At 49.9% G+C, this 18,137-nt stretch carries 19 protein-coding genes; 7 read left to right on the top strand and 12 right to left on the bottom strand.

All coding sequences use genetic code 11. From position 1 onward, the window contains the following. Positions 1–250 precede the first annotated feature (250 nt). Positions 251–1,414 carry an ATP phosphoribosyltransferase regulatory subunit gene (locus AC0YN3_RS22205; RefSeq protein ID WP_475777214.1) on the top strand — a complete coding sequence of 388 codons (1,164 nt, stop codon included), beginning with the start codon at positions 251–253 and terminating at the stop codon, positions 1,412–1,414. A gap of 122 nt (positions 1,415–1,536) precedes the next feature. On the opposite strand, the gene AC0YN3_RS22200 is transcribed toward AC0YN3_RS22205, so the two are convergent. From AC0YN3_RS22200 to AC0YN3_RS22185, 4 genes are all read right to left on the bottom strand, one after another. After that, positions 1,537–2,031: a glutathione peroxidase gene (locus AC0YN3_RS22200; protein ID WP_475777135.1), complete on the bottom strand. Its 495-nt coding sequence runs from the start codon at positions 2,029–2,031 to the stop codon at positions 1,537–1,539. A 133-nt stretch (positions 2,032–2,164) separates the two neighbouring features. After that, complete coding sequence (locus tag AC0YN3_RS22195) at positions 2,165–2,656, bottom strand: hypothetical protein (RefSeq protein WP_475777134.1); 492 nt, start codon at positions 2,654–2,656, stop codon at positions 2,165–2,167. A 108-nt stretch (positions 2,657–2,764) separates the two neighbouring features. Further along, entirely contained in the window at positions 2,765–3,745 is a 981-nt protein-coding gene (locus AC0YN3_RS22190; protein ID WP_475777133.1) for an aldo/keto reductase, read from the bottom strand. 55 nt (positions 3,746–3,800) lie between these two features. Then, positions 3,801–4,253 (bottom strand): MarR family winged helix-turn-helix transcriptional regulator, encoded by a 453-nt coding sequence (locus tag AC0YN3_RS22185; protein ID WP_475777132.1) that lies wholly within the window; start codon positions 4,251–4,253, stop codon positions 3,801–3,803. Between the two features lie 205 nt (positions 4,254–4,458). Between AC0YN3_RS22185 and AC0YN3_RS22180 the strand changes: the two genes are divergently transcribed. Together AC0YN3_RS22180 and AC0YN3_RS22175 are read left to right on the top strand one after the other, a co-directional pair. Continuing rightward, complete coding sequence (locus tag AC0YN3_RS22180; RefSeq protein WP_475777131.1) at positions 4,459–4,695, top strand: DUF6953 family protein; 237 nt, start codon at positions 4,459–4,461, stop codon at positions 4,693–4,695. Between the two features lie 203 nt (positions 4,696–4,898). Further along, positions 4,899–5,264, top strand: coding sequence for a hypothetical protein (locus tag AC0YN3_RS22175; RefSeq protein WP_441946012.1), 366 nt, complete (start codon positions 4,899–4,901; stop codon positions 5,262–5,264). Between the two features lie 99 nt (positions 5,265–5,363). Here AC0YN3_RS22175 and AC0YN3_RS22170 read toward each other — a convergent pair whose 3' ends face one another. From AC0YN3_RS22170 to AC0YN3_RS22160, 3 genes are all read right to left on the bottom strand, one after another. Beyond that, positions 5,364–6,347, bottom strand: a complete 984-nt coding sequence (locus AC0YN3_RS22170; protein ID WP_475777130.1) for a 2,3-diaminopropionate biosynthesis protein SbnB — start codon at positions 6,345–6,347, stop codon at positions 5,364–5,366. A 91-nt stretch (positions 6,348–6,438) separates the two neighbouring features. Beyond that, entirely contained in the window at positions 6,439–7,404 is a 966-nt protein-coding gene (gene sbnA / locus AC0YN3_RS22165) for a 2,3-diaminopropionate biosynthesis protein SbnA (protein ID WP_475777129.1), read from the bottom strand. Between the two features lie 16 nt (positions 7,405–7,420). Beyond that, complete coding sequence (locus AC0YN3_RS22160) at positions 7,421–8,644, bottom strand: phenylacetate--CoA ligase family protein (protein WP_475777128.1); 1,224 nt, start codon at positions 8,642–8,644, stop codon at positions 7,421–7,423. A 161-nt stretch (positions 8,645–8,805) separates the two neighbouring features. Here AC0YN3_RS22160 and AC0YN3_RS22155 point away from each other — a divergent pair, with 161 nt between their 5' ends. After that, positions 8,806–9,648, top strand: coding sequence for a YheC/YheD family protein (locus AC0YN3_RS22155; RefSeq protein ID WP_475777127.1), 843 nt, complete (start codon positions 8,806–8,808; stop codon positions 9,646–9,648). A 395-nt stretch (positions 9,649–10,043) separates the two neighbouring features. On the opposite strand, the gene AC0YN3_RS22150 is transcribed toward AC0YN3_RS22155, so the two are convergent. The 5 genes from AC0YN3_RS22150 to AC0YN3_RS22130 all read right to left on the bottom strand — a co-directional run bounded on the left by AC0YN3_RS22150 (position 10,044) and on the right by AC0YN3_RS22130 (position 15,092). After that, positions 10,044–10,613 (bottom strand): YdeI/OmpD-associated family protein, encoded by a 570-nt coding sequence (locus tag AC0YN3_RS22150; RefSeq protein WP_475777126.1) that lies wholly within the window; start codon positions 10,611–10,613, stop codon positions 10,044–10,046. Positions 10,614–11,001: 388 nt separating this feature from the next. Next, positions 11,002–11,418, bottom strand: coding sequence for a DUF1761 domain-containing protein (locus AC0YN3_RS22145; RefSeq protein WP_475777125.1), 417 nt, complete (start codon positions 11,416–11,418; stop codon positions 11,002–11,004). Positions 11,419–11,506: 88 nt separating this feature from the next. Next, complete coding sequence (locus tag AC0YN3_RS22140; RefSeq protein WP_475777124.1) at positions 11,507–12,016, bottom strand: DinB family protein; 510 nt, start codon at positions 12,014–12,016, stop codon at positions 11,507–11,509. A gap of 82 nt (positions 12,017–12,098) precedes the next feature. Next, positions 12,099–13,016, bottom strand: coding sequence for a helix-turn-helix transcriptional regulator (locus tag AC0YN3_RS22135; protein ID WP_475777123.1), 918 nt, complete (start codon positions 13,014–13,016; stop codon positions 12,099–12,101). Between the two features lie 405 nt (positions 13,017–13,421). Beyond that, a complete protein-coding gene (locus AC0YN3_RS22130; protein WP_475777122.1) occupies positions 13,422–15,092 on the bottom strand; it encodes a PucR family transcriptional regulator in 1,671 nt (556 codons plus the stop codon). 219 nt (positions 15,093–15,311) lie between these two features. Here AC0YN3_RS22130 and AC0YN3_RS22125 point away from each other — a divergent pair, with 219 nt between their 5' ends. From AC0YN3_RS22125 to AC0YN3_RS22115, 3 genes are all read left to right on the top strand, one after another. After that, positions 15,312–16,073: an ABC transporter ATP-binding protein gene (locus AC0YN3_RS22125; protein WP_475777121.1), complete on the top strand. Its 762-nt coding sequence runs from the start codon at positions 15,312–15,314 to the stop codon at positions 16,071–16,073. Next, a complete protein-coding gene (locus tag AC0YN3_RS22120; RefSeq protein ID WP_475777120.1) occupies positions 16,073–16,969 on the top strand; it encodes an ABC transporter permease in 897 nt (298 codons plus the stop codon). Before AC0YN3_RS22125 ends, AC0YN3_RS22120 begins: the two co-directional genes overlap by 1 nt. An 82-nt stretch (positions 16,970–17,051) precedes the next feature. After that, positions 17,052–18,137 (top strand): ABC transporter substrate-binding protein, encoded by a 1,086-nt coding sequence (locus tag AC0YN3_RS22115; RefSeq protein WP_475777119.1) that lies wholly within the window; start codon positions 17,052–17,054, stop codon positions 18,135–18,137.

Here is an 18,137-nt window from a genome sequence, read left to right as displayed (position 1 = left end):
TGAAACAGGGTGTTGCGTGATCTAGCGTTATTCGCTATAATCACTTTAATTCAGACGAAGGGGTGAAGCATCATGTACAAATTCCAATTCAACCAGCTTCATCATTTCATTAGGCGTTAGCACACCTGATCAACATTCAGGGTGGGCTAGCGCTTCTCGCGTTGGCCCCCCTGCAGCATACGATGCGCGCAGGACCATGGGGTCCTGCGCGTTTTTTTTATTCCATTTACCATAGAGAGGAATGATCGTGATGCGGGATGTAAAGGGAGACTATGGCTATTGCGGCAAGGAGCGGGCCCTCATAAGGAAAATTCAAGCGACGCTTCGCGAGAGGCTCGAGCTCTATGATTTCGATGAGAGAGCTTTACGGCCTGGGCTAGCCTTGCCCATCAAGCGCTATGCGGTAGGGAAAGTGCTTCGTGACGGGCCGGATAAGCGCGGCAGGCAGAGGGAGTTTCTACAATGCGATGTCGATGTTGTGGGGGTTGAGGGCCCGGAAGCGGAGATCGAGCTGATGCAGCTGGCGTTGGATGCGTTCCGGTCGCTTGGCATTAACGGCAGGTTGAAATGGAACAACCGGCGCTTTTTGAGAGAACTGCTGGAGGCTGCTGCCGTACCTGTCTCCGAAATCGGCACCGTGCTGCTTGCGCTGGAAGGCCTTGCGAGGACCGGGACAACTGGTGTGAAGAAGCAGCTCCAGATGAGTGGACTGACGGATACCGCAGTGTCCGCGGTTATGGCACTGCTCGCAAATAACGAGTCAGGCTTGGAGCAATTGCTGGAGGCGTATAACCTAGAAGGCAGCGCGGGAGCTAAAGAGGCGCTGGCTGTACGGCATATTTTGCGCACAATCGGACTGGAAAAGGAATGCGTGTTTGACCCTTTTCTCTCCCGTGATCCATCCGGCTATACCGGAACGGTATATGAAATATTTGATGCTTCGGATAACTTTGCGACAAGCTTGGGCGGGGGTGGAAGGTACGGAGACGCGATTACCTGGCAGCTGATCGGCAGAGACGAGGCGGCATACGACTCAGCCCGGTTGTCCTTCGAGGTAGAAGCAATTGTGGCGCTGCTTGAGAATCGCGCGGTAGAGCCGGGTTTGGCGCCCGCTGTTCTCATTCCGTTAGGCGTGACGGCGGGTGAGCTGCTGCAGACGGCTGCGGAGCTGCGTGGCAACGGCGTTAGGGTAAGACTTGATAGGAGTGGGCGGAAGCTGGACAATATTTTGGCATCGCTGACTGAAGATGGTGTTCGCTACGCGGTGCTGCTTGGTGAGCGCAATGGGCAGGCGGGAATGGTGCGTGTGCTGGATTTGGAGGAGCAAACAGAGAAGGAAGTGTGCGTAGACGAGGCTATCTATATTATCGGTGACTGTTACGGCTCGCGATATGAGCCATTGTTCAGCTGTTAAGCGATGTGGGACGGATATTGCTTATTCGACGGGGCATTATGAGGGTGCTGGCTATACATAAAAGAACGGAAAAAAGCTGCCGGTGCTTGCCGGCAGCTTTGGACTTGTGAAGCGCTATGAGATTAAGCGTGCGTTGGAACCTTCAGCAGCTTCTGAATATGGCTTTCGATTTGCTCGGGCGTATCCTTGGAGCCAAAGCGCTTCAACACCTTTCCGTTCTGATCGACGAGGAACTTCGTGAAGTTCCATTTGATCGATCGCGAACCAAGGAAACCGCGGGCTTCGCTTGTCAGGCGCTGGAATAACGGGTGTGCCGTGCTGCCGTTTACGTCGATTTTGGCATAAAGCGGGAAGGATACGCCGAAATTGATTTCACAAGCCTCGGCAACCTTGCTGTCCTCGCTAAGCTCTTGGTTAGCGAATTGCGAGGAGGGAAATCCTAATACGGAGAAGCCTTGCTTGTTATACGTATCATGAAGCTTTTGGAGACCCTTGAACTGGTTGGCGAAGCCGCATTTGGTAGCCGTATTGACGATGAGCATAACCTTCCCTTTGTAAGGGGCGAGAGTTTGTGCTTCACCTCTGATCGTTTTCACTTCGATATCGTACAAGGACATAATAAAACCTCCAATGACTTTTATTTATATTTTTTATGATTTAATTGTACACAATGTAAAAAGTGATGTCAATCCAAAAAAGGAGACCGCCCATTAAAAATGGGCAGCCTCCGTATTTCAATTCTTTTCGAGATTAATAAATGACGTCAGCAGCGCCGGCTTGGATGAGCAGCGCTTTTGCTTCTTCTTCGTAATCCGTATCGGCAGAAAGCAGGTAGCGTCCTTGCTCAATAGCGTCTCCGGCAGCTTTGGCATGCTTATCGGGAACGCCAATGCCCTGCAGAACGTCTTCCGTTCGGGTGTCGTTGTCGGCATCAAGCGCGCCAGTAACAAATCCGGCTGGACTTCCGCCTACGGCGCCCGTTCCTCCGGCAGCATAACCGCCAGATGCCAGCGGCGCAGCGCCAAGCGGAGCAACGACTCTCTCGCCGTTTCGCTCTTGCGCTTCCCTAATGTCGTAAACTTCGTCAACCGGAATGTCGGTCTGGCCTGCCAGCAAAGGGGCGGCTTCCTTATTTTTCACAATAATTTGAAGATTTTGTTTGTCTGTCCGTGCGGCTTGGAGCAATCTAATCGCTTCTAAGACGTTTTCTTCCTTCTCAAAAATACCGATGGTCACCGTCATGGGTGAGCCCTCCTCTCGCTTCTAAGCAAATATGAGGTTACATCTTCTTATACCCTTCCCTCAATGCTTTGAATCGAGAAGCCGCTGCGATTAGCGATACTGAGCTTCTTACTTGGACGCGGCAAAATGCGAAACCTCGTTTATTTCCGCAATTTCATCTACAGACAGCCGGAAATGCATCGCTTTCACGTTTTGCTCGGCGTGATGGATTTTGGAAGCGCCCGGGATAGCGAATACGGTATCGCCATGCGCGTGGATGAGCCAGTTGAGAGCGACCTGGGTGGCGGTAGCGTCGTAAGCGATGGCAATTTGCTCAAGCAAATCAATAAGCGGTCTTGAACGGTTCAGGCTTTTGGCTTGAAAAGCAGCGCTCCATTTGCGGGGGCCTTTGATGGCCTTGACCAGTGCCTGATCATGATGGAACTTCCCGCTTAGTATGCCCTGCTCAAGCGGAGAATAGGCAATAATCGCACAGCCAAGCTGCCGGGCAGTTTCTAGAATGCCGTTTTGCTCAATTCGTCGGTCGAGCAGGCTGTATTTCACCTGATTGGAGGCAAGGCGCAAGCCATGCTCGCGCAGAACGCGATCAGCTTCGATCATTTGCTTGGCGGAGAAGTTGCTCACCCCGACGTGCTGGATTTTTCCTGCCGCCGCAAGCTTGGCCATTTCCTTCATCTCACTGCTGACGGAGGAGAGGGAGAAGGGTTGATGAACCTGATGCAGATGAATCGTTCTGCCTTCCAGCAGCCTGATGCGCTCTTCGATCGTCGTACCGATGCTGCTGGCAGTCCGGAATAGCGGCCACCATTTGGTTGCGATATAAACAGGGTTATCCGAATGAATCGTTTCTCGTAAGGCGCGTGCGAGCAATTGCTCGGATTGTCCGTTCCCATAGATCTCAGCGGTGTCAAACCAATTGATTCCGCCCTCGAAGCTCGTTCTCACGATGTCATTAATAAGGCTGTCCTCTAGAGCGGGCCAGAACTTCCCTACAAGCCCCTTGCCATTGCTGAACTGCCAGCAGCCTAGCCCAAGCGGGGATAATTGCAACTTCGTTGGACCGAATGGCCTTAGAACGGTTTGATTCATCGCTATTCCTCCTGTTTTGCTAATCGCTATTGGCGGCTGTTATCGTGGCGCTACGTTACTCTTTTTTACTGCTGCTATGCTGCATTTTTTGTAAAAATTGATGCGTGATCGCAAGCAGCCCGGCTGCTTCCTCAGGCGTGCCATCCAGCATGCAAGCCAGCTGATTAGGGAAGTCGATTGCCTGCTCCCGCAGCGCTCTGCCTTGTGCGGTCAGCTCTACCAGAACGCTACGCTCGTCATTGCGGTCACGCGTGCGCGTCAGATGGCCTGCAGCCTCCAGCTTTTTGAGCAGCGGCGTCAATGTGCCGGAGTCCAAGTAAAGCTTGTTGCCTAATGCAGTAACCGTTACGTGATCCTCTTCCCACAAGGCGAGCATCGTAACGTACTGCGTGTAGGTAAGGTCTATTTTTTCCAGCATGGGCCGGTATAGCTTGGTGATTTCCCGGGAACATGCGTAGAACGCAAAGCAGATTTGATTATCCAGTTTCAATATATCTTGGTTGTCCATGTTGTTATCCTCCGCTCGAAGGCATGTGCCTAGAGTTGCTGGTCATTTATCGGAATTCCTAAGTTTAACAAAATTAAATTGTGATAAATATAATAATAAAGTTTGCTTCAGGGGCTGTCAATCAAAGCGAAGCAGCGTTATATTGAAGAAAGAGACGGAAGTATGCGATACGTACTGCGTTTATTCAAGTGAAGGAGTGATAGCGATGTCCCGTACCGCAGAAGAGGTTGCAGCATGGATGCTCGGCGAGTTGAAGGAAAAAGGAATTTTGCATCAGGGTGAAGCTGTGGCGCATATTAAAAGCCAATTCGGTGAATCGTTTATCTATGTGAATGAGCATGGCAACCCATCGATCGATAAAGAGGTCAAGAAGATATTCCGCAAGCTGCATAAGGGGAAAGCGGCGTGGGAGAGAGACGGCTTCTTCTGGGGCTGGAGCTAGCTTTGTCCGTGATGCCAAGGGTCGCGCCTAAATGCAGGAGAACACTTGACAAAGGTAACTGTAACTATTAAACTTACAGTAAGAAGTTGAGCAGCAAGGCGTCAGTTGAAAGAAATACGGCGTCTTTGTTTCTAGCCTAAGTGTACGAGAAATAGGTACAGTTATCGGGTGGTCTTACTAATCGGGATAGGTGGTGTTGGAAGATGAAATTCAACATAAGCGACTGGGTACAAGGAAAAACGAAAGACGGCGAGCTGATCCATGGATTTGTCGAAACGATCGATATTTTGCAAGGGTTCGTCACTGTAAATGTTGTTAAATCGGATAACGAGGAAGTCATCGGCAAAATCGTTGCTGTCCGGTCATCTTGGCTCAAAAACGTATCTGACATCCCTTTAGATGATGCCCAAGTTTTTCAGAATTCAATCGACTTGGCATTGGACACATGGGATGAAGCTTGGTTTATGGAGCTTACGAATACGAGAAATGCTAGCGAGGGCGCAGGAAAAGCGGGGGACCGCTCGAAGGTTTATCCGTTCCCGGCAAATCGTCTGGGGCAATCCGCGTAAATTTTCTTAACGGCTAATTAAGCCTTGGACATAGCGTGAAGCAGAAAGGATGATGCAGGCCTCGCGGCAAGCATCATCCTTTTTGTGCATTAGTGCTAGTTATTGGAGGTGAATGCCAACCCCCAGCTTATCTGCGCGTTCTACGAAATAGGCTGCGGCGGCCAAGTCGAATACAGCCATCCCCATCGGGCAAAACAATACAGGCTCCTCGCTTCGCACTTCCTTCAGGACATGACGGCAAACGACGTCAGTCAACGTTATAGTCTGCTCTTTGGTCAAGCCGCTTTGGAGATGGAGGTACTCGATATCCGTATTCTCGCGGCAGACCTCATCCCAATCGTCTACGACAATCGTATGGACGCTGCTTAAAGCGGCCGTATGGAACTCCCTCAATGAGACATCAAGCAGCAAACAGCCTTCCTTCGGAGAGACATCGATATACCGATCCTTGCTCACCGTGCACGCGATGACGACGTTGCATTCGTTGTATAGCTGCTGCCAGCTAGCCGCAACCTGTGTTAGCCCACGAAGATGGGGGTCTACCCGGTCAAGGTCAGGGCTGTCCAAATGGCATCCTCTAATATCGTATAGATAAATCTGATCGATTCGTTCCTTATAGATTTGGCAGCACATATCGTAATGCAGCCTGCCTACTGGCCCGAAGCCGATAATGCCAACCTTCATGCGGCGATCTTCGCCCCGTGCGCTTAAATAATGGCGGAGGAGCAAGCCGCTGACGGCTGCCGTTCGTGCTGCGCTTGGCAGGGGCGAATTCAGTATGGCGCACGGAACGCCTGTGGCGGCATCGTTGAGCAGCGTGATGCTGTGGGCGCGCGGAAGGCCGGCGTCGAGGTTGCCGGGAAAGCTGGCAATCCATTTGATTCCCGCCTTTTGCACGCTGCCGCCGACATAAGCAGGCATCGCGATAATCCGATTCGCGGGGTTGTTGTAACGGAGATAGGGCTTGATGGGCTGCTTGTAGTCTCCCGAATCGATGATCCGCACCGCATTTTCCATGCTGTCAACAAGTGCTTCCCAGTTTAGCCCGATCATGCGGATATGCTCATCTCCGAGATATAACACGATCATCGTCCTTTCAATATATGAACTGTCCTTCGGGTACGGCGTATTTCCCGTCTTAACGAAAATGGTATAAGCGATGTTGTCGGAGCATTCATTCGCAAGGTGATGACGCTCCGAATTGCTGCTCCACCCACTCGGGGTTGTATACGGTGTCCATGTAGCGCTCGCCGCGATCATGAACAATGACTACGCATACGGCATTGTCGGGCAATTCATGCTCGATTGACTTTAATGCATGGATAACGGCGCCGGTAGAAGGGCCGGCTAGAATGGATTCCTTCATAACGAGCAGCCTGCAGCCGGCAACCATGTCTTGGTCCGCAACCTTAATGGCGCGATCCATGAAACTGGTTTGGCCAAAAGGCGGAATGATTCCTGCTCCGAGGCCCGGGAATCTGCGAATGCTGTTCGCTCCGCCCAATATAACGCTCCCCGCAGCGTCGACGGCAACCACCTTGGTCGGGAGGTTGTAATCTTGAATATATTGGGCGCATCCCCGCATGGTGCCGCAGGTGCTCACCCCGCCGACTATGTAATCGACATGGCCGAGCTCTTCGATAACCTCTCGCATCGTACCTTCATAATGGGCTAAAAAGTTGTTCTTGTTCGCATATTGATTAGGCCAAAAGCTGCCAGGGTTAGCCGCGAGGAGCTGCTGTACCCGAGATAGCCTTGCCGGCAGAAATTCGCCCGTTTCCGAATCAGCCTCCGTAACCAGCTCAATTTCGGCGCCGTAGGTACGCATGATTCGAATGTTTTGCTGCGTAGTCTTTGGATCGATGACGCTGATGAATCGCATGCCAAGGTAGGAGCACAGGGCAGCAAGGCTGATAGCCATATTGCCTGAGCTGGACTCAATAATGACAGAGCCGGGTCCGATCAATCCTTCGTCCCACGCCTTATCGAGTATGCGCGCGGCGGGTCGGTCCTTTGCGCTGCCGCCCGGATTCAGCAATTCAAGCTTGGCAAATACGCGTATGCCGCGATCGCTCGCGAACAGCTTTGAGAGCTGGACGATCGGCGTATTTCCGATGATTGACATCAAGCTATTCTTCATAGGGCAGCCCTCCTTTTCAGAAATAAAGTTTTTTGGATTTGACTGTCCCTCGTTCAAGCTGCTCGTTCTCTGCCGCGCGGGTAACGGTGATGCCTGCAAGGATTCTGTTTTGGATCATTTGTCCGATTTCACTAATTTTATGCTCGATAGCATGCTGAATCTGAACGAGCATATCCTCCTTCAATGAACGGCTTCGAATATGGATAGAGAGCCGGTTGTGCACGAGCTTAACGCGAAGGTCGGCATCGTGAACGAATTGATGCACAACGCTTTCGATATCATAAAGGCTGATTTTCTCGCCGTGCTTCAAGTCAGGCCCGATCCGTTTCGAAATGCAGCTGAAGGCCTGCCGGAGTTTTCCGTTAATGGTGACGATTTGAAAATCACGGACAACATCATAAGTCACGTATCGGATGGCTGGAAACATGGATCGTATATGGGAGGTAAGCACAAGGACGGCCTCATTTCCTTGGAGGGGCTCGAACCGATCGTCTATTTGTTCGGCAGGCATTGCCTCGGCGCACAGGGTCTCGTCTATGATATATAGGCCAAGTTCATGGTAATAAGACGCGATCGCGCCAATCTCGATAGAGCCGTAAGTATCTAGAATATCAGCAGGCTCGATTCCGAATCGCGCGGCGATATGTGCTTGCCATTCGATGGGGGCGATTTCGCCGACAAGAATAATTTTCCGAATGCCGAACGGCCGAGGGTCGCCTGCTTCAGCCAAGATGGCATCGAGGATCGACGGCATGGTGTAAAGGAGATCGGGCTGAAATTGTTTAAGCTGGGCAATATGCGCTTCGATCGGCAGTTCGAAGGAAAGGGATGCTGCCTGCCAGCCGAGTCGGCTGAAGATGGCAAGCGCGGTGCTTGCGGCATGCCCGGTACCCATGTCGGCTAACGCTTTTTGAACGTCGGATGGATCTTTAAGCCACTCGAGGTAAGAGGCCAGTTTTGCTTCGATATATCCTTCGTCATCCTCTTTGGAATAATAAATAGCTTTTCGAATACCGGATGAGGTGCCTGAGGTTTTATAGACGGACAGCTCCGGCTCGGGCCGGGCTGCAGGGGTGAAATAATGCTGATCAAGCACATCGGCGGTCATGAGCGGCAGCTTGGATAGCTGATTCCCGTGAAGCTGTATTTGAAGCTGATGCCGTGAAAGCAAGCTGCGGTACCAAGGGTGGTGGCGGCAGGTGCTCTCAACTAGCTTTTCCAGCGGATAGATAGGTGGCATGGGCGATATTCCTCCTCAGGGGGACATGTATCTAGGTTGGTCGATTACTAAAGCATATGTCGTATCCGCGCGCAGGTTCGACTTATGACGACAGATGCCTATATCCGATTAGACGTGTGTTCGTATGCTAATAAGAGTGAATAGCGGAACGGAGGGACGAGGTGGGAAAAAAGCCTTGTGAGCGTGTAGTGGGAAGGAAGGGAAGCCGCCGCGTAGCGGACAAATGGGCGAAATCGGAGGTGCTGCGCGGAGACGCTGGCCTTGCGCGTCATTTGCCACAGGCGAAGGTGATGACTGAGGAAACTTTGGATGAGATGCTGCGGAAGTGGCGAATGGTGTACGTTAAGCCGATACGGGGATCGCAGGGAAACGGCGTCATGAGGGCTGAGTTGAAGCCGGGAAGCGGGAGCGGGGGCGTTGGCTTGAGTTATGTATACCAGCTAGGTGAGACGCGACGAACCTTCAGTACCTATGCTGCGTTTTACCGGTCCATTCTAGAAGTGACTAAGCGGCAAGGATATCTGGTTCAAAAAGGCATCCGTATGCTTAAGCATGGCGGGCGCCCATTTGATATCAGGCTTGTTATGCAGCAGTCGCCTCAAGGGATTTGGGAGGCTACGGGCACGCTTGGGCGAGTGGCTCATCCACGCAAAATCGTTACGAACGGGAGTCAAGGCGGCACGATTTATCCGACCGCTCATTTGTTAAAGCCCTTTGCGAGAAAGGCTTTGCGGAGCAGGATGCTCGAGGGGATGGATGAACTTGCGGTTAGGGTGGCGAAGCGGCTTCATGGGGCATATCCCGGTATTAAAGAGCTGGGGCTTGATCTGGCGATCGATCGCCAGCTGAAGCCGTGGATTCTGGAGGTGAATACGGTACCTGACCCATGTCCGTTTACGCTGCTCGAGGATCAGTCCATGCTGCGTAAGATCGTTCGTTATGCCAAGGGCTACGGCAAAACCTATCGCCTACATTGCAAAAAAGCGAAGCGTGGAACGAGATAGTTGTGTTGGTGCGGGAAGGTGCGGAGGTGCTCGCGTTGGTCATTCGGCGGCGGGCGTTTGAGCAGGCTCGAAAGAAGGCTGTAAGCACATATAGGTTCTTGCAGCTGGGGAGTAACCTTGGATGGTGTTTTGTAAGCACACGAGTGTGCTTTCAGCGACCAATTGGCGTCTGGGCAGGCTCGAAAGGAGGCTGTAAGCACCGATAGGTTCTTACAGCTGGGGAGTAACCATGGTTTGCGCACTGTAAGCACACGGGCGTGCTTAGAGAGACCAATCGGCGTTTGAGCAGGCTCGAAAGGAGGCTGTAAGCACATATAGGTTCTTACAGCAGGGGAGTAACCTTGGTTAGTGGTCTGTAAGCACACGGGTGTGCTTACAGAATGGATGAGCGCATTCTAATAATCTAGAAGGCGTCCATTGTCATGCCATTGACCGTACATCTTATTTTCTCTCGTGTTTGCAATGAACTTTTCTAATCGACTCTCGAATAACTCGGGCTGATTTTTGTTGCTTTGTATCGTGTCGATCCGAATTCTTTTATAAAGAGCTGGAAACGCCAAAAAATTCTCGTATACTTGTGCTTCCTCTCTTAACCTCTGCTCGATAACGCTATCTATTTTAAAGGAATCGAGGTCCATATCAGGGAGCACCTTTCTTCCTTCATCGCACATTAGCCCTATCTTTTCGAGGCGGCGGACGCGTTCTTTGTTCAATTCTGTCCAAGAGCTTCTTTTACTCCGAGGAGACAGTCTTTGTGCTAGCCCGGTTTCGGATATCTTCTTTTTAACGCCGTCAATCCAGCCAAAACATAGTGACTCTTCCACAGCGTCCAAATAGAGCAGCGTATCCGGGTTTGGTGTCATGCTAACGACAACCCAGCAAGATTTTTCGCTCTTGCCATTTTCCAGCAGCCAACCTCTCAAATCTTCTCTTGCTCTTGCTGTAATCAAGTTTTCAATTCCCATAGACAAAAGGTTCTCCTTTCTAAGTTTGGAGAGTAATTGGATGAATTATAGAGCCTGTGAGTGTAGTTCATGTCGAAGTGAGGAGCCTAAGGATATAATGATACATACCTCCATAATAGCAAAGGCGGATAATTTCTAGTATAAAATGGAGACAAAGGCACTTTGAAAAATGTGCGAACAGTAAAAATTTAGTATTTTTTGTCAAACGAAAAGGTTGCCTCACTGTTTTCATCATAGAAGTTGATGTGTAAGGGGATGCTGGACAGGACGGCAGATTTTACAATGAAGATAAACCCAGTTATCTCGAAAGAACTGGGCTGTTTTTATTTTAAAATTTGAAATTACCTTAGAATAAGCACTTATTATTTTTCCGATTCAGGACAATCCCTTATTTCATAGCTACCAGAATGACGCTAATAATCACGCCGGAGAGTAAAAAATAGCTACCGCTAATTAGTCCGTATAAAAGCGGGCGAGGTATGTTCGGGTTGATTCCCGTATTGACGGTCGTGGAAGCCAACAAGCCAATACCGACAATGATACCGAAGAAGATGGCATTTGCAATAGATTCAATATCGAAAGCATAAATCAAAATGGACATAGTGACAGTCGTTACGAAGCCGCAAACAAAGGGTCCTACGATAAAAATAGGAGCTGGCTTCTCGCTTGCCGAACCTTCTCTTCCTAGTGCGATAGCATATGCTTTTCCGAAAAGGGCAATAAACCATACGCCTCCAAGCAAAGCGCTCGCTAGTGTGGCAAGCAGGATAGCGATCCAATTAATCTCTTGAAGTACATCAAACATAACATTTCCCCTATTCGATTCATCATTTACTAATATGCGCGGATATAAAATTATTGAAAAATAGATATCGGATGCGTAGGTAAGGTTTCTAGACTGCCGGCTCTTGATACCAAAAAAGCGAATAGTCATTCATTGTGGATGCGTGTCCTAATTGACGTAACATTGTAGAAATATTTCCCCTGTGATAGGTCCCGTGGTTCACCAGCTGCAGCACAATTTCCGATATGCGTGTTTGGCGGGGGCCGTTGAATGGATTATCAAGCAGAATCGTATGCTCCAGATCGGTTTGGCTTCTGAACCATTCTCTGAATTGTTCTGACAACTCGGTAAAATTGCCTGCGTATTCGTCTATTGAATGCAGGATGCTCTCATTAAGCGGTATGCATGCCTGCAGCGCCTCTCTCATGCCAGCGCCTGTCAAAACCAGATACCACATTTTATCAACTGCGTAGATATGAGTAAGGGCATGGGCGATGGTAGGAAATGAACTGTTTACTTTTTGACTCAGGATTAATGGCGGGAGTTCCTTGATCCTCTCCATAATGGTTTGGCTGGCCCATGCGTGGTATTCAAACATTTGTACCGGATGATTCGACATTCGTAACGTCTCCTTTTGACTATTCATGAGTTTGATTTCGTTTCTGCTGTAATCATAATAAAAGAAGTATGACAACTGTCTGTCATACTTCTTCATATCGTTGGAGTGTGTTTTTAAGTTGTTCTTTTAAAATGCCTCGTAGTGCAGGGGGGTCGAGAACTTCAGCGCCGCTTCCAAAGCTCAGCAGAATTGACCAAAGCCAGCGTGCCTCTAATGGCTTATAGACCGGAATTCGCATCGTCACGCTTCCATCGGCTAAAAATTGCTTGTCAACCTGGTGAAATTGATCCATAGCTTCAGCGAGAGCCTCGGGTCCAACGAGGATTATTACGTTCTCAACCTGATCTTCCCTTGTGAGGTTTGAAAGTTCGGCCTCTTTCGGAACTTCCTGATGTGGCTGGAAAGTGTCTCGTGTGAGGGCTATATTCAACATGCGGGAAAGCCGGAACTCTCGGTAATCCTGCCGCGCTCGGCAATAACCGTATATGTACCAATTGCTATGTTTGAAATGAAGGCTTATTGGTTCCAAATCACGGATTGTGCGCTCGTTTTTCACATTGATGTAATCGAACCGGACGACAAATCTATTTATAATGGCTGAGCGTAAATGAGGAAGCGCCTCGGGATCGGTGCGGCGGGTGTCCAAGTTAACAGATAGACTCGGTGTCTGATGTTCGTGTCCTATTGTTTGCAGTCGTTCGATGGTTCCTTGTGCACGCGCATCTTCAAACACGGAGGAGAGGCTTCTAAGCACGGTAATTAGAGAAGCAACATCGTATGAACCAAGCAAACTTTTATCCATTTTATATCCATCCATCATGCCGTAGCCGCCTTTGATTCCTTGGTGCGAAATGACCGGAAAGCCGGCAGCGCAAATTACATCGATATCCCGATAGATCGTTCTTTGAGAAACTTGGAACTCTTCAGCCAGCATGGAGGCAGACAAAACTTCGTGGTTAAGCAGCTTGTAGATCATCGAGATCAACCGTTCCAATTTCAAATGTATCCCTACCCGTCGATTCATTTCGTTTCATTTCGTATTGCTGGGCATTATTATATCACATAATTATTTCCTGCTAATTTGGGTATTCGCCTGCTTCTTTTGTTGAGATGCGGGTTCTTTTGCGTTACAGCAGACGAAGGTGCTACCACACCGGCGTGCTGAAGGTGAGCGTTCGGCGGATGGGCAAGATCGGAAGGAGGCTGCAAACGCAAATAAGTTCTTACGGCAGGTGAGTAACCATGGTTAGTGGCCGTAAGCACGTGGGCGTGCTAAAGGTGAGCGTTCGACGGATGGGCAGGCTCTGTAGGAGGCTGTAAGCGCAAATAGGTTCTTATGGCGGGTGAGCAACCCGGGTTAGTTTGCTGTAAGCACCCAGGTTGTGCTTACAGCAATGATTGGCGATCAGTCAGCTAGGAAAAGTGATTCCATGGAGAAGGCGGTGCGGAAGCGGAGGCTCTCGACGGGATCGCGGAGGTCGCGGCCGGTAAGCCTTTCGCATTTGTCTAATCGGTATGTGACTGTGTTGCGGTGGACGAATAACTGCTTCGCAGTCTCTGCGAGCTGGCAATGTGTATTGTAAAAGGTGCTTAGCGTCTTAAGTAAGTCACTGCGCTCTTTCCCTTCGATGCTCAGCAGGTCCTTGAATGTTTCCTCGTAATATTCCTTAAGCTCCTCCTTGGGTATCAAACGGAGCAGATTATTGAAATTTTTGGCATGGTAAGGCTGCACGAATTGTTTCTTCCTAGCATCGTAGCCTGATTGAAGTGCTTCAATGGCTTCCTTGTAAGACAAGGGAATATGGGGAAGCTGCAAGACGGGATTGCCGATACCTAAGGAAATCGGAATGCCGTGAAGCTCGCTTAAGCTGCTGACCATTTGCTTCAATTGCTCGATAAACTTGCTTTCTTTGCCGGCCGTAACGTCTTGGCTCGCATGCAAGGCTACGAGAAAACAGAAATATTCGTTTTTGGTGAAGAGAACGAACCGGAGATCCAGCTTCGAGAATTCGCTTTTCAGCAGATTGTAATGTCGGTCGCGCTCCGAAATGAACCGGCCGTCGGTCTCTAGCGCGCTCGCTGGGCGTATCGGGTCGAACGAAGTATCGCGCTTGGCAACGACGCTGATGTAGACGGGGTGGCCAAGCAGATCGTAGTTTTTGCTGCGGTGAATAAGCTCTTGCTCCGATGTAATTAATCCATCCACAAAGTCGGAAAAAAACTCGTTTTTGTAGCGCCGTGAACGTTCTTTGACGGCTTGCTTCTTCATAAGCTCAAGTCCGATGACATTGGCCGCCTGCTCCATTGCATGCTTCGTTAAATTGCTGAAATGCTTGCTAATATCGCTGGTTAGCGCAATTAAAAAGCCTTCGAGTTGGAAGGTGGCAATTGGATGCAGTTCGGCGCTCGAATAAAGCGTACCTTTAAAGGCTTGTGAAGGAAGCGTGATTCTGAAGGAGCTGTGCGGCGCAGGGGAAGCAAGCTCTCCTTGCAGCTCGGCTAACAGCTCGTGGTAAAGCTCTTCGGACATGGAACTCGAGCGAAACAGCAGTCCTCCATGCGCATTCATAAGCATAACGGGTGAGTTAATTAGGAGGGACAGCTCCTCGATCACGTCTTCCGTGCTTTTGCCTTGCATGATCATTTGCGAGAATTGCTTATGGGTCGTCAATGCGTAATGCAGCTCATCGGTGCGTTTTTCTAAAATATGACTAAGCGAGTAGTTGGAAATATCACCTAACGACTGCTCCAGAGAAAGCTCGATAATCGGGAACTGCAGCCGCTCCGCGCATTGCAGCACATCCTCTGGAACCTCCTGCAGAAAACGTTTTGTTTTGATGGCAAGTCCGGCACAGCCGACCTTGGCCATATTGGTTACGAGTGACAGTAGGGCCTCGGGCTGATCCTTCATGGCATATCCGGTTGTAAGCAGCAGCTCCTGCGGCTTCAAGTAATGAATAATATCTGGAGCGTCCATGATGTTGACCGATTGGACGCTATTTGTCATGCCCTCATATCCGGCAACCACCTTCGCATTCGCATAAATAGGGAGAGAGATAAGTTCTTTAAGAAGCATGACAGCACCACCATTGATTTTTGTGTTAGTTTTTATGACATCAATATATCACTTATGCCGCAGGGTGTAAATGTATGTTTGTTTAGGTTAATCAATGAATACGGGATATTTTTAGCTATGTTGCACAATGACAAGAGAGGAGATTCCGATTATGATGTAGCTATACATCACCGATACATGTAATGAAAGCTAACAACAAAATGGATTGGGGTTGGGGAAATGAAATTGGTTGTGAATCAAGTAGGGAAGAGCTTCGGCACAAGAACGATACTGAAAAACGTAGATCTTACGGTGGACTCACATGAGTTTATATGCATACTTGGCCATAGCGGATGCGGCAAATCGACGCTGTTAAATATGATTGCAGGTTACCTTCTTCCGGATGACGGCTCCATCACGGTAGACGGGGAAGAGATTAAAGGACCATCCAAATCAAGAGGGATGGTGTTTCAGGATCATGCTTTGTTCCCGTGGATGACGATCAAGGACAATATTGCTTTTGGACCGGAGGTTCAGAAAATGCCCAAGGCCAAAGCGAAGGAAACGGCAATGGAGTTTCTGAAGCTGGTCGGGCTGGAGCAGTACGCGAACCATTATCCTGGCGAACTGTCCGGCGGGATGAAGCAGCGGGTTGGCATCGCAAGGGCGCTGGCAAGCAAGCCTGACATCCTCCTCATGGATGAGCCCTTCGGCGCGCTTGACGTGCTGACACGGGAGACAATGCGGGTTGAGCTTCAAAAAATATGCAGCCAGCTAAAGCCGACGATTTTGTTCGTTACGCATAGCATTAGCGAAGCGGTGTACCTCGCTGACCGCGTTGTAGTCATGAAGCATGGCGAAATCGCAGAAATCTTCGACGTTGGCATTAAGCATCCTCGCTCCTCGCATTCCGCGGGCTTTGGTGAAATGATGAGCCGCATCGAACGCGTTCTCATGGACGAAGAGCATCTGGAGCTAGCGCAAGCAAAGGTGGGGTCGTAATGAACGGTGCGAAATTATCTACCGTAAAGGAATCGGGCGCTGGCGTTCCTGCGATAACGTCAACACCGGTCTTGCGCAAGCAGGCGCGAGGCAAGCAACCATCTGCCATTAGCCGGTTTTTTCAGAAATACAACATACTCCCGTCCATCATATTCTTCGTTTTCTGGGAGATATTCTCGCAAGTAAACGAAACGGCTAAGTTTTTTAATCCGAACTTCCTGCCCGCGCCGTCGGTCTTGCTGACCGAGGGCTGGGAGCTGGCGAAGACAGGCATTATTACGGACAGCCTGATCTCCAGTACGATCCGGATTGCGCTTGGTTTTGTCATCGGAAGCGCGGTTGCCGTATTGATCGGCGTCATCATGAGCAAGTTCAAGACGGTCGAGCGCTGGTTTTCTCCGATTCTGAATTTGGTCGGGCCGATTCCGACGCTGGCGCTTCTGCCTTTGTTCATTATCTGGTTCGGAATCGGAGAGTTTCCGAAGGTGCTGCTTATCGCATGGACGACGTTTATTCCGGTATTGGTCTACACGCTGGACGGCTTCAAATCCGTACCGTCGACACTCATTCGTTCGGCGCTTAGCTTGGGAGCGTCGGAGCGGCAAATTTTTACGAGAGTCATGCTGCCGTCGGCCATCCCGAATTTTCTCGTAGGCGCGCAAGTTAGTCTGGGCCTGTCTTTTTCGGCTCTTATCGTCTCGGAGATGATGGGTGCCAAATCAGGACTTGGCTATATCATCGTAGATGCCCGGAATTATTTCAAAATATCGAATATGTTCATTGCCATCATTCTGATCGGCTTGGAATATAGCTTGTTCTCCTACCTGTTGAAGCTTGTTGAGAGGAGGGTCATGGCTTGGCGCAAAGGCGGGCTTCGAGATGCCATCGAGAAGTAACGCTGCCTGTGCGAGTCTGGCGGATGACGAGGAAAACGGCATGATGCAATAAACTACAAAGAGAAAAGTGGAGGGAATACCTATGAAGAAGTCCGGAAATTGGTTCAAATCTGCAATTGTACTTACGTCGTTAACCTTTGTGCTCGCTGCCTGTGGCGGCAACAACAATGCGCCTGCAGCCGTGAACGAAGGAGCGGCATCGAATGCTCCAGCCTCCACGGAACTCGAAATGGTTGATCTTACGCTGGTTGGCGTTCGTGACGCTCAAATTTCTTCGCAGCAGATCATCGCCGACAAGCTGGGCTATTTCAAAGAGGAAGGGCTCAACGTAACGAGCCAGCTCATTGAAAGCGGACCTGACATTGGACCGATGGTTGCTGGAGGCAGCGCGCCGGTAAGCATTCAAACGAACTTTATGGACATTATTCTTAAATCCACGGATATTCCTGTCAAAATCATTGCCCCGCTTGCCCAAATCGCCGGTACGCAAGCCGTTGTCGGTTCAAGCAAGCTGGAGCTGAAGAGCGCAAAGGATCTTGAGGGAAAAACGATCGGGATTCCTAGCGGTGCTGACGTTACGATTGCGATTAATAACATGGCCAAAGAGCTTGGCGTAGACGCTAGCAAAATCAAATATGTCAACCTAGCTCCGAGTGACGCGGTCGTTGCTTTGGAAAAGGGCGACATCGACGCATTGGCTGCTTGGGAGCCGTTCATTACGAAAGCGATCCAAGGCGGCGGCAAATTCCTCTTCAGCGGAACAAAAAGCGAATTGCCTGACAAACAAGGCGACGTGAACTGGATGAGCGTGCATACGACGATTCAAGTTTCCGATGATTTCCTTGCCAAAAACCCGAACACTTTGAAAGCTGTTTTGCGCGCATTGAAAAAAGCGACGGATTACATCAATGATAATCGTGAGGAAGTGATCAAGACTCTTGCACCCGAGCTGCATCTGACGGTGGAAGAATTGACGCAAATCATGTCCCGCAACGTGTATTCCATGGAAGTAGGCGACACTTATGTGAACGGAAGCAACGGACCTGCTGTCGGCGAGTACTTGAAGTCGGTAGGCAACATCAAATCGATTCCGGCACCTGCTTCTTACCACGACCTCAGCTTGCTGAAGGAAGTAGACGCAAGCTTGATCGTGACCGAGCTGAAATAG

It is taken from the genome of Paenibacillus sp. J22R232, assembly GCF_056269165.1.
The sequence above is the reverse complement of the archived record's forward strand: the minus strand, read 5'-3'. Positions and strand labels throughout refer to the sequence as shown.

Coding starts and splice junctions, on each gene's coding strand:
- AC0YN3_RS22205 (WP_475777214.1), top strand. CDS start 251: ATGCGGGATGTAAAGGGAGACTATGGCTATTGCGGCAAGGAGCGGGCC.
- AC0YN3_RS22200 (WP_475777135.1), bottom strand. CDS start 2,031: ATGTCCTTGTACGATATCGAAGTGAAAACGATCAGAGGTGAAGCACAA.
- AC0YN3_RS22195 (WP_475777134.1), bottom strand. CDS start 2,656: ATGACGGTGACCATCGGTATTTTTGAGAAGGAAGAAAACGTCTTAGAA.
- AC0YN3_RS22190 (WP_475777133.1), bottom strand. CDS start 3,745: ATGAATCAAACCGTTCTAAGGCCATTCGGTCCAACGAAGTTGCAATTA.
- AC0YN3_RS22185 (WP_475777132.1), bottom strand. CDS start 4,253: ATGGACAACCAAGATATATTGAAACTGGATAATCAAATCTGCTTTGCG.
- AC0YN3_RS22180 (WP_475777131.1), top strand. CDS start 4,459: ATGTCCCGTACCGCAGAAGAGGTTGCAGCATGGATGCTCGGCGAGTTG.
- AC0YN3_RS22175 (WP_441946012.1), top strand. CDS start 4,899: ATGAAATTCAACATAAGCGACTGGGTACAAGGAAAAACGAAAGACGGC.
- sbnA (WP_475777129.1), bottom strand. CDS start 7,404: ATGAAGAATAGCTTGATGTCAATCATCGGAAATACGCCGATCGTCCAG.
- AC0YN3_RS22160 (WP_475777128.1), bottom strand. CDS start 8,644: ATGCCACCTATCTATCCGCTGGAAAAGCTAGTTGAGAGCACCTGCCGC.
- AC0YN3_RS22150 (WP_475777126.1), bottom strand. CDS start 10,613: ATGGGAATTGAAAACTTGATTACAGCAAGAGCAAGAGAAGATTTGAGA.
- AC0YN3_RS22145 (WP_475777125.1), bottom strand. CDS start 11,418: ATGTTTGATGTACTTCAAGAGATTAATTGGATCGCTATCCTGCTTGCC.
- AC0YN3_RS22140 (WP_475777124.1), bottom strand. CDS start 12,016: ATGTCGAATCATCCGGTACAAATGTTTGAATACCACGCATGGGCCAGC.
- AC0YN3_RS22130 (WP_475777122.1), bottom strand. CDS start 15,092: ATGCTTCTTAAAGAACTTATCTCTCTCCCTATTTATGCGAATGCGAAG.
- AC0YN3_RS22125 (WP_475777121.1), top strand. CDS start 15,312: ATGAAATTGGTTGTGAATCAAGTAGGGAAGAGCTTCGGCACAAGAACG.
- AC0YN3_RS22120 (WP_475777120.1), top strand. CDS start 16,073: ATGAACGGTGCGAAATTATCTACCGTAAAGGAATCGGGCGCTGGCGTT.
- AC0YN3_RS22115 (WP_475777119.1), top strand. CDS start 17,052: ATGAAGAAGTCCGGAAATTGGTTCAAATCTGCAATTGTACTTACGTCG.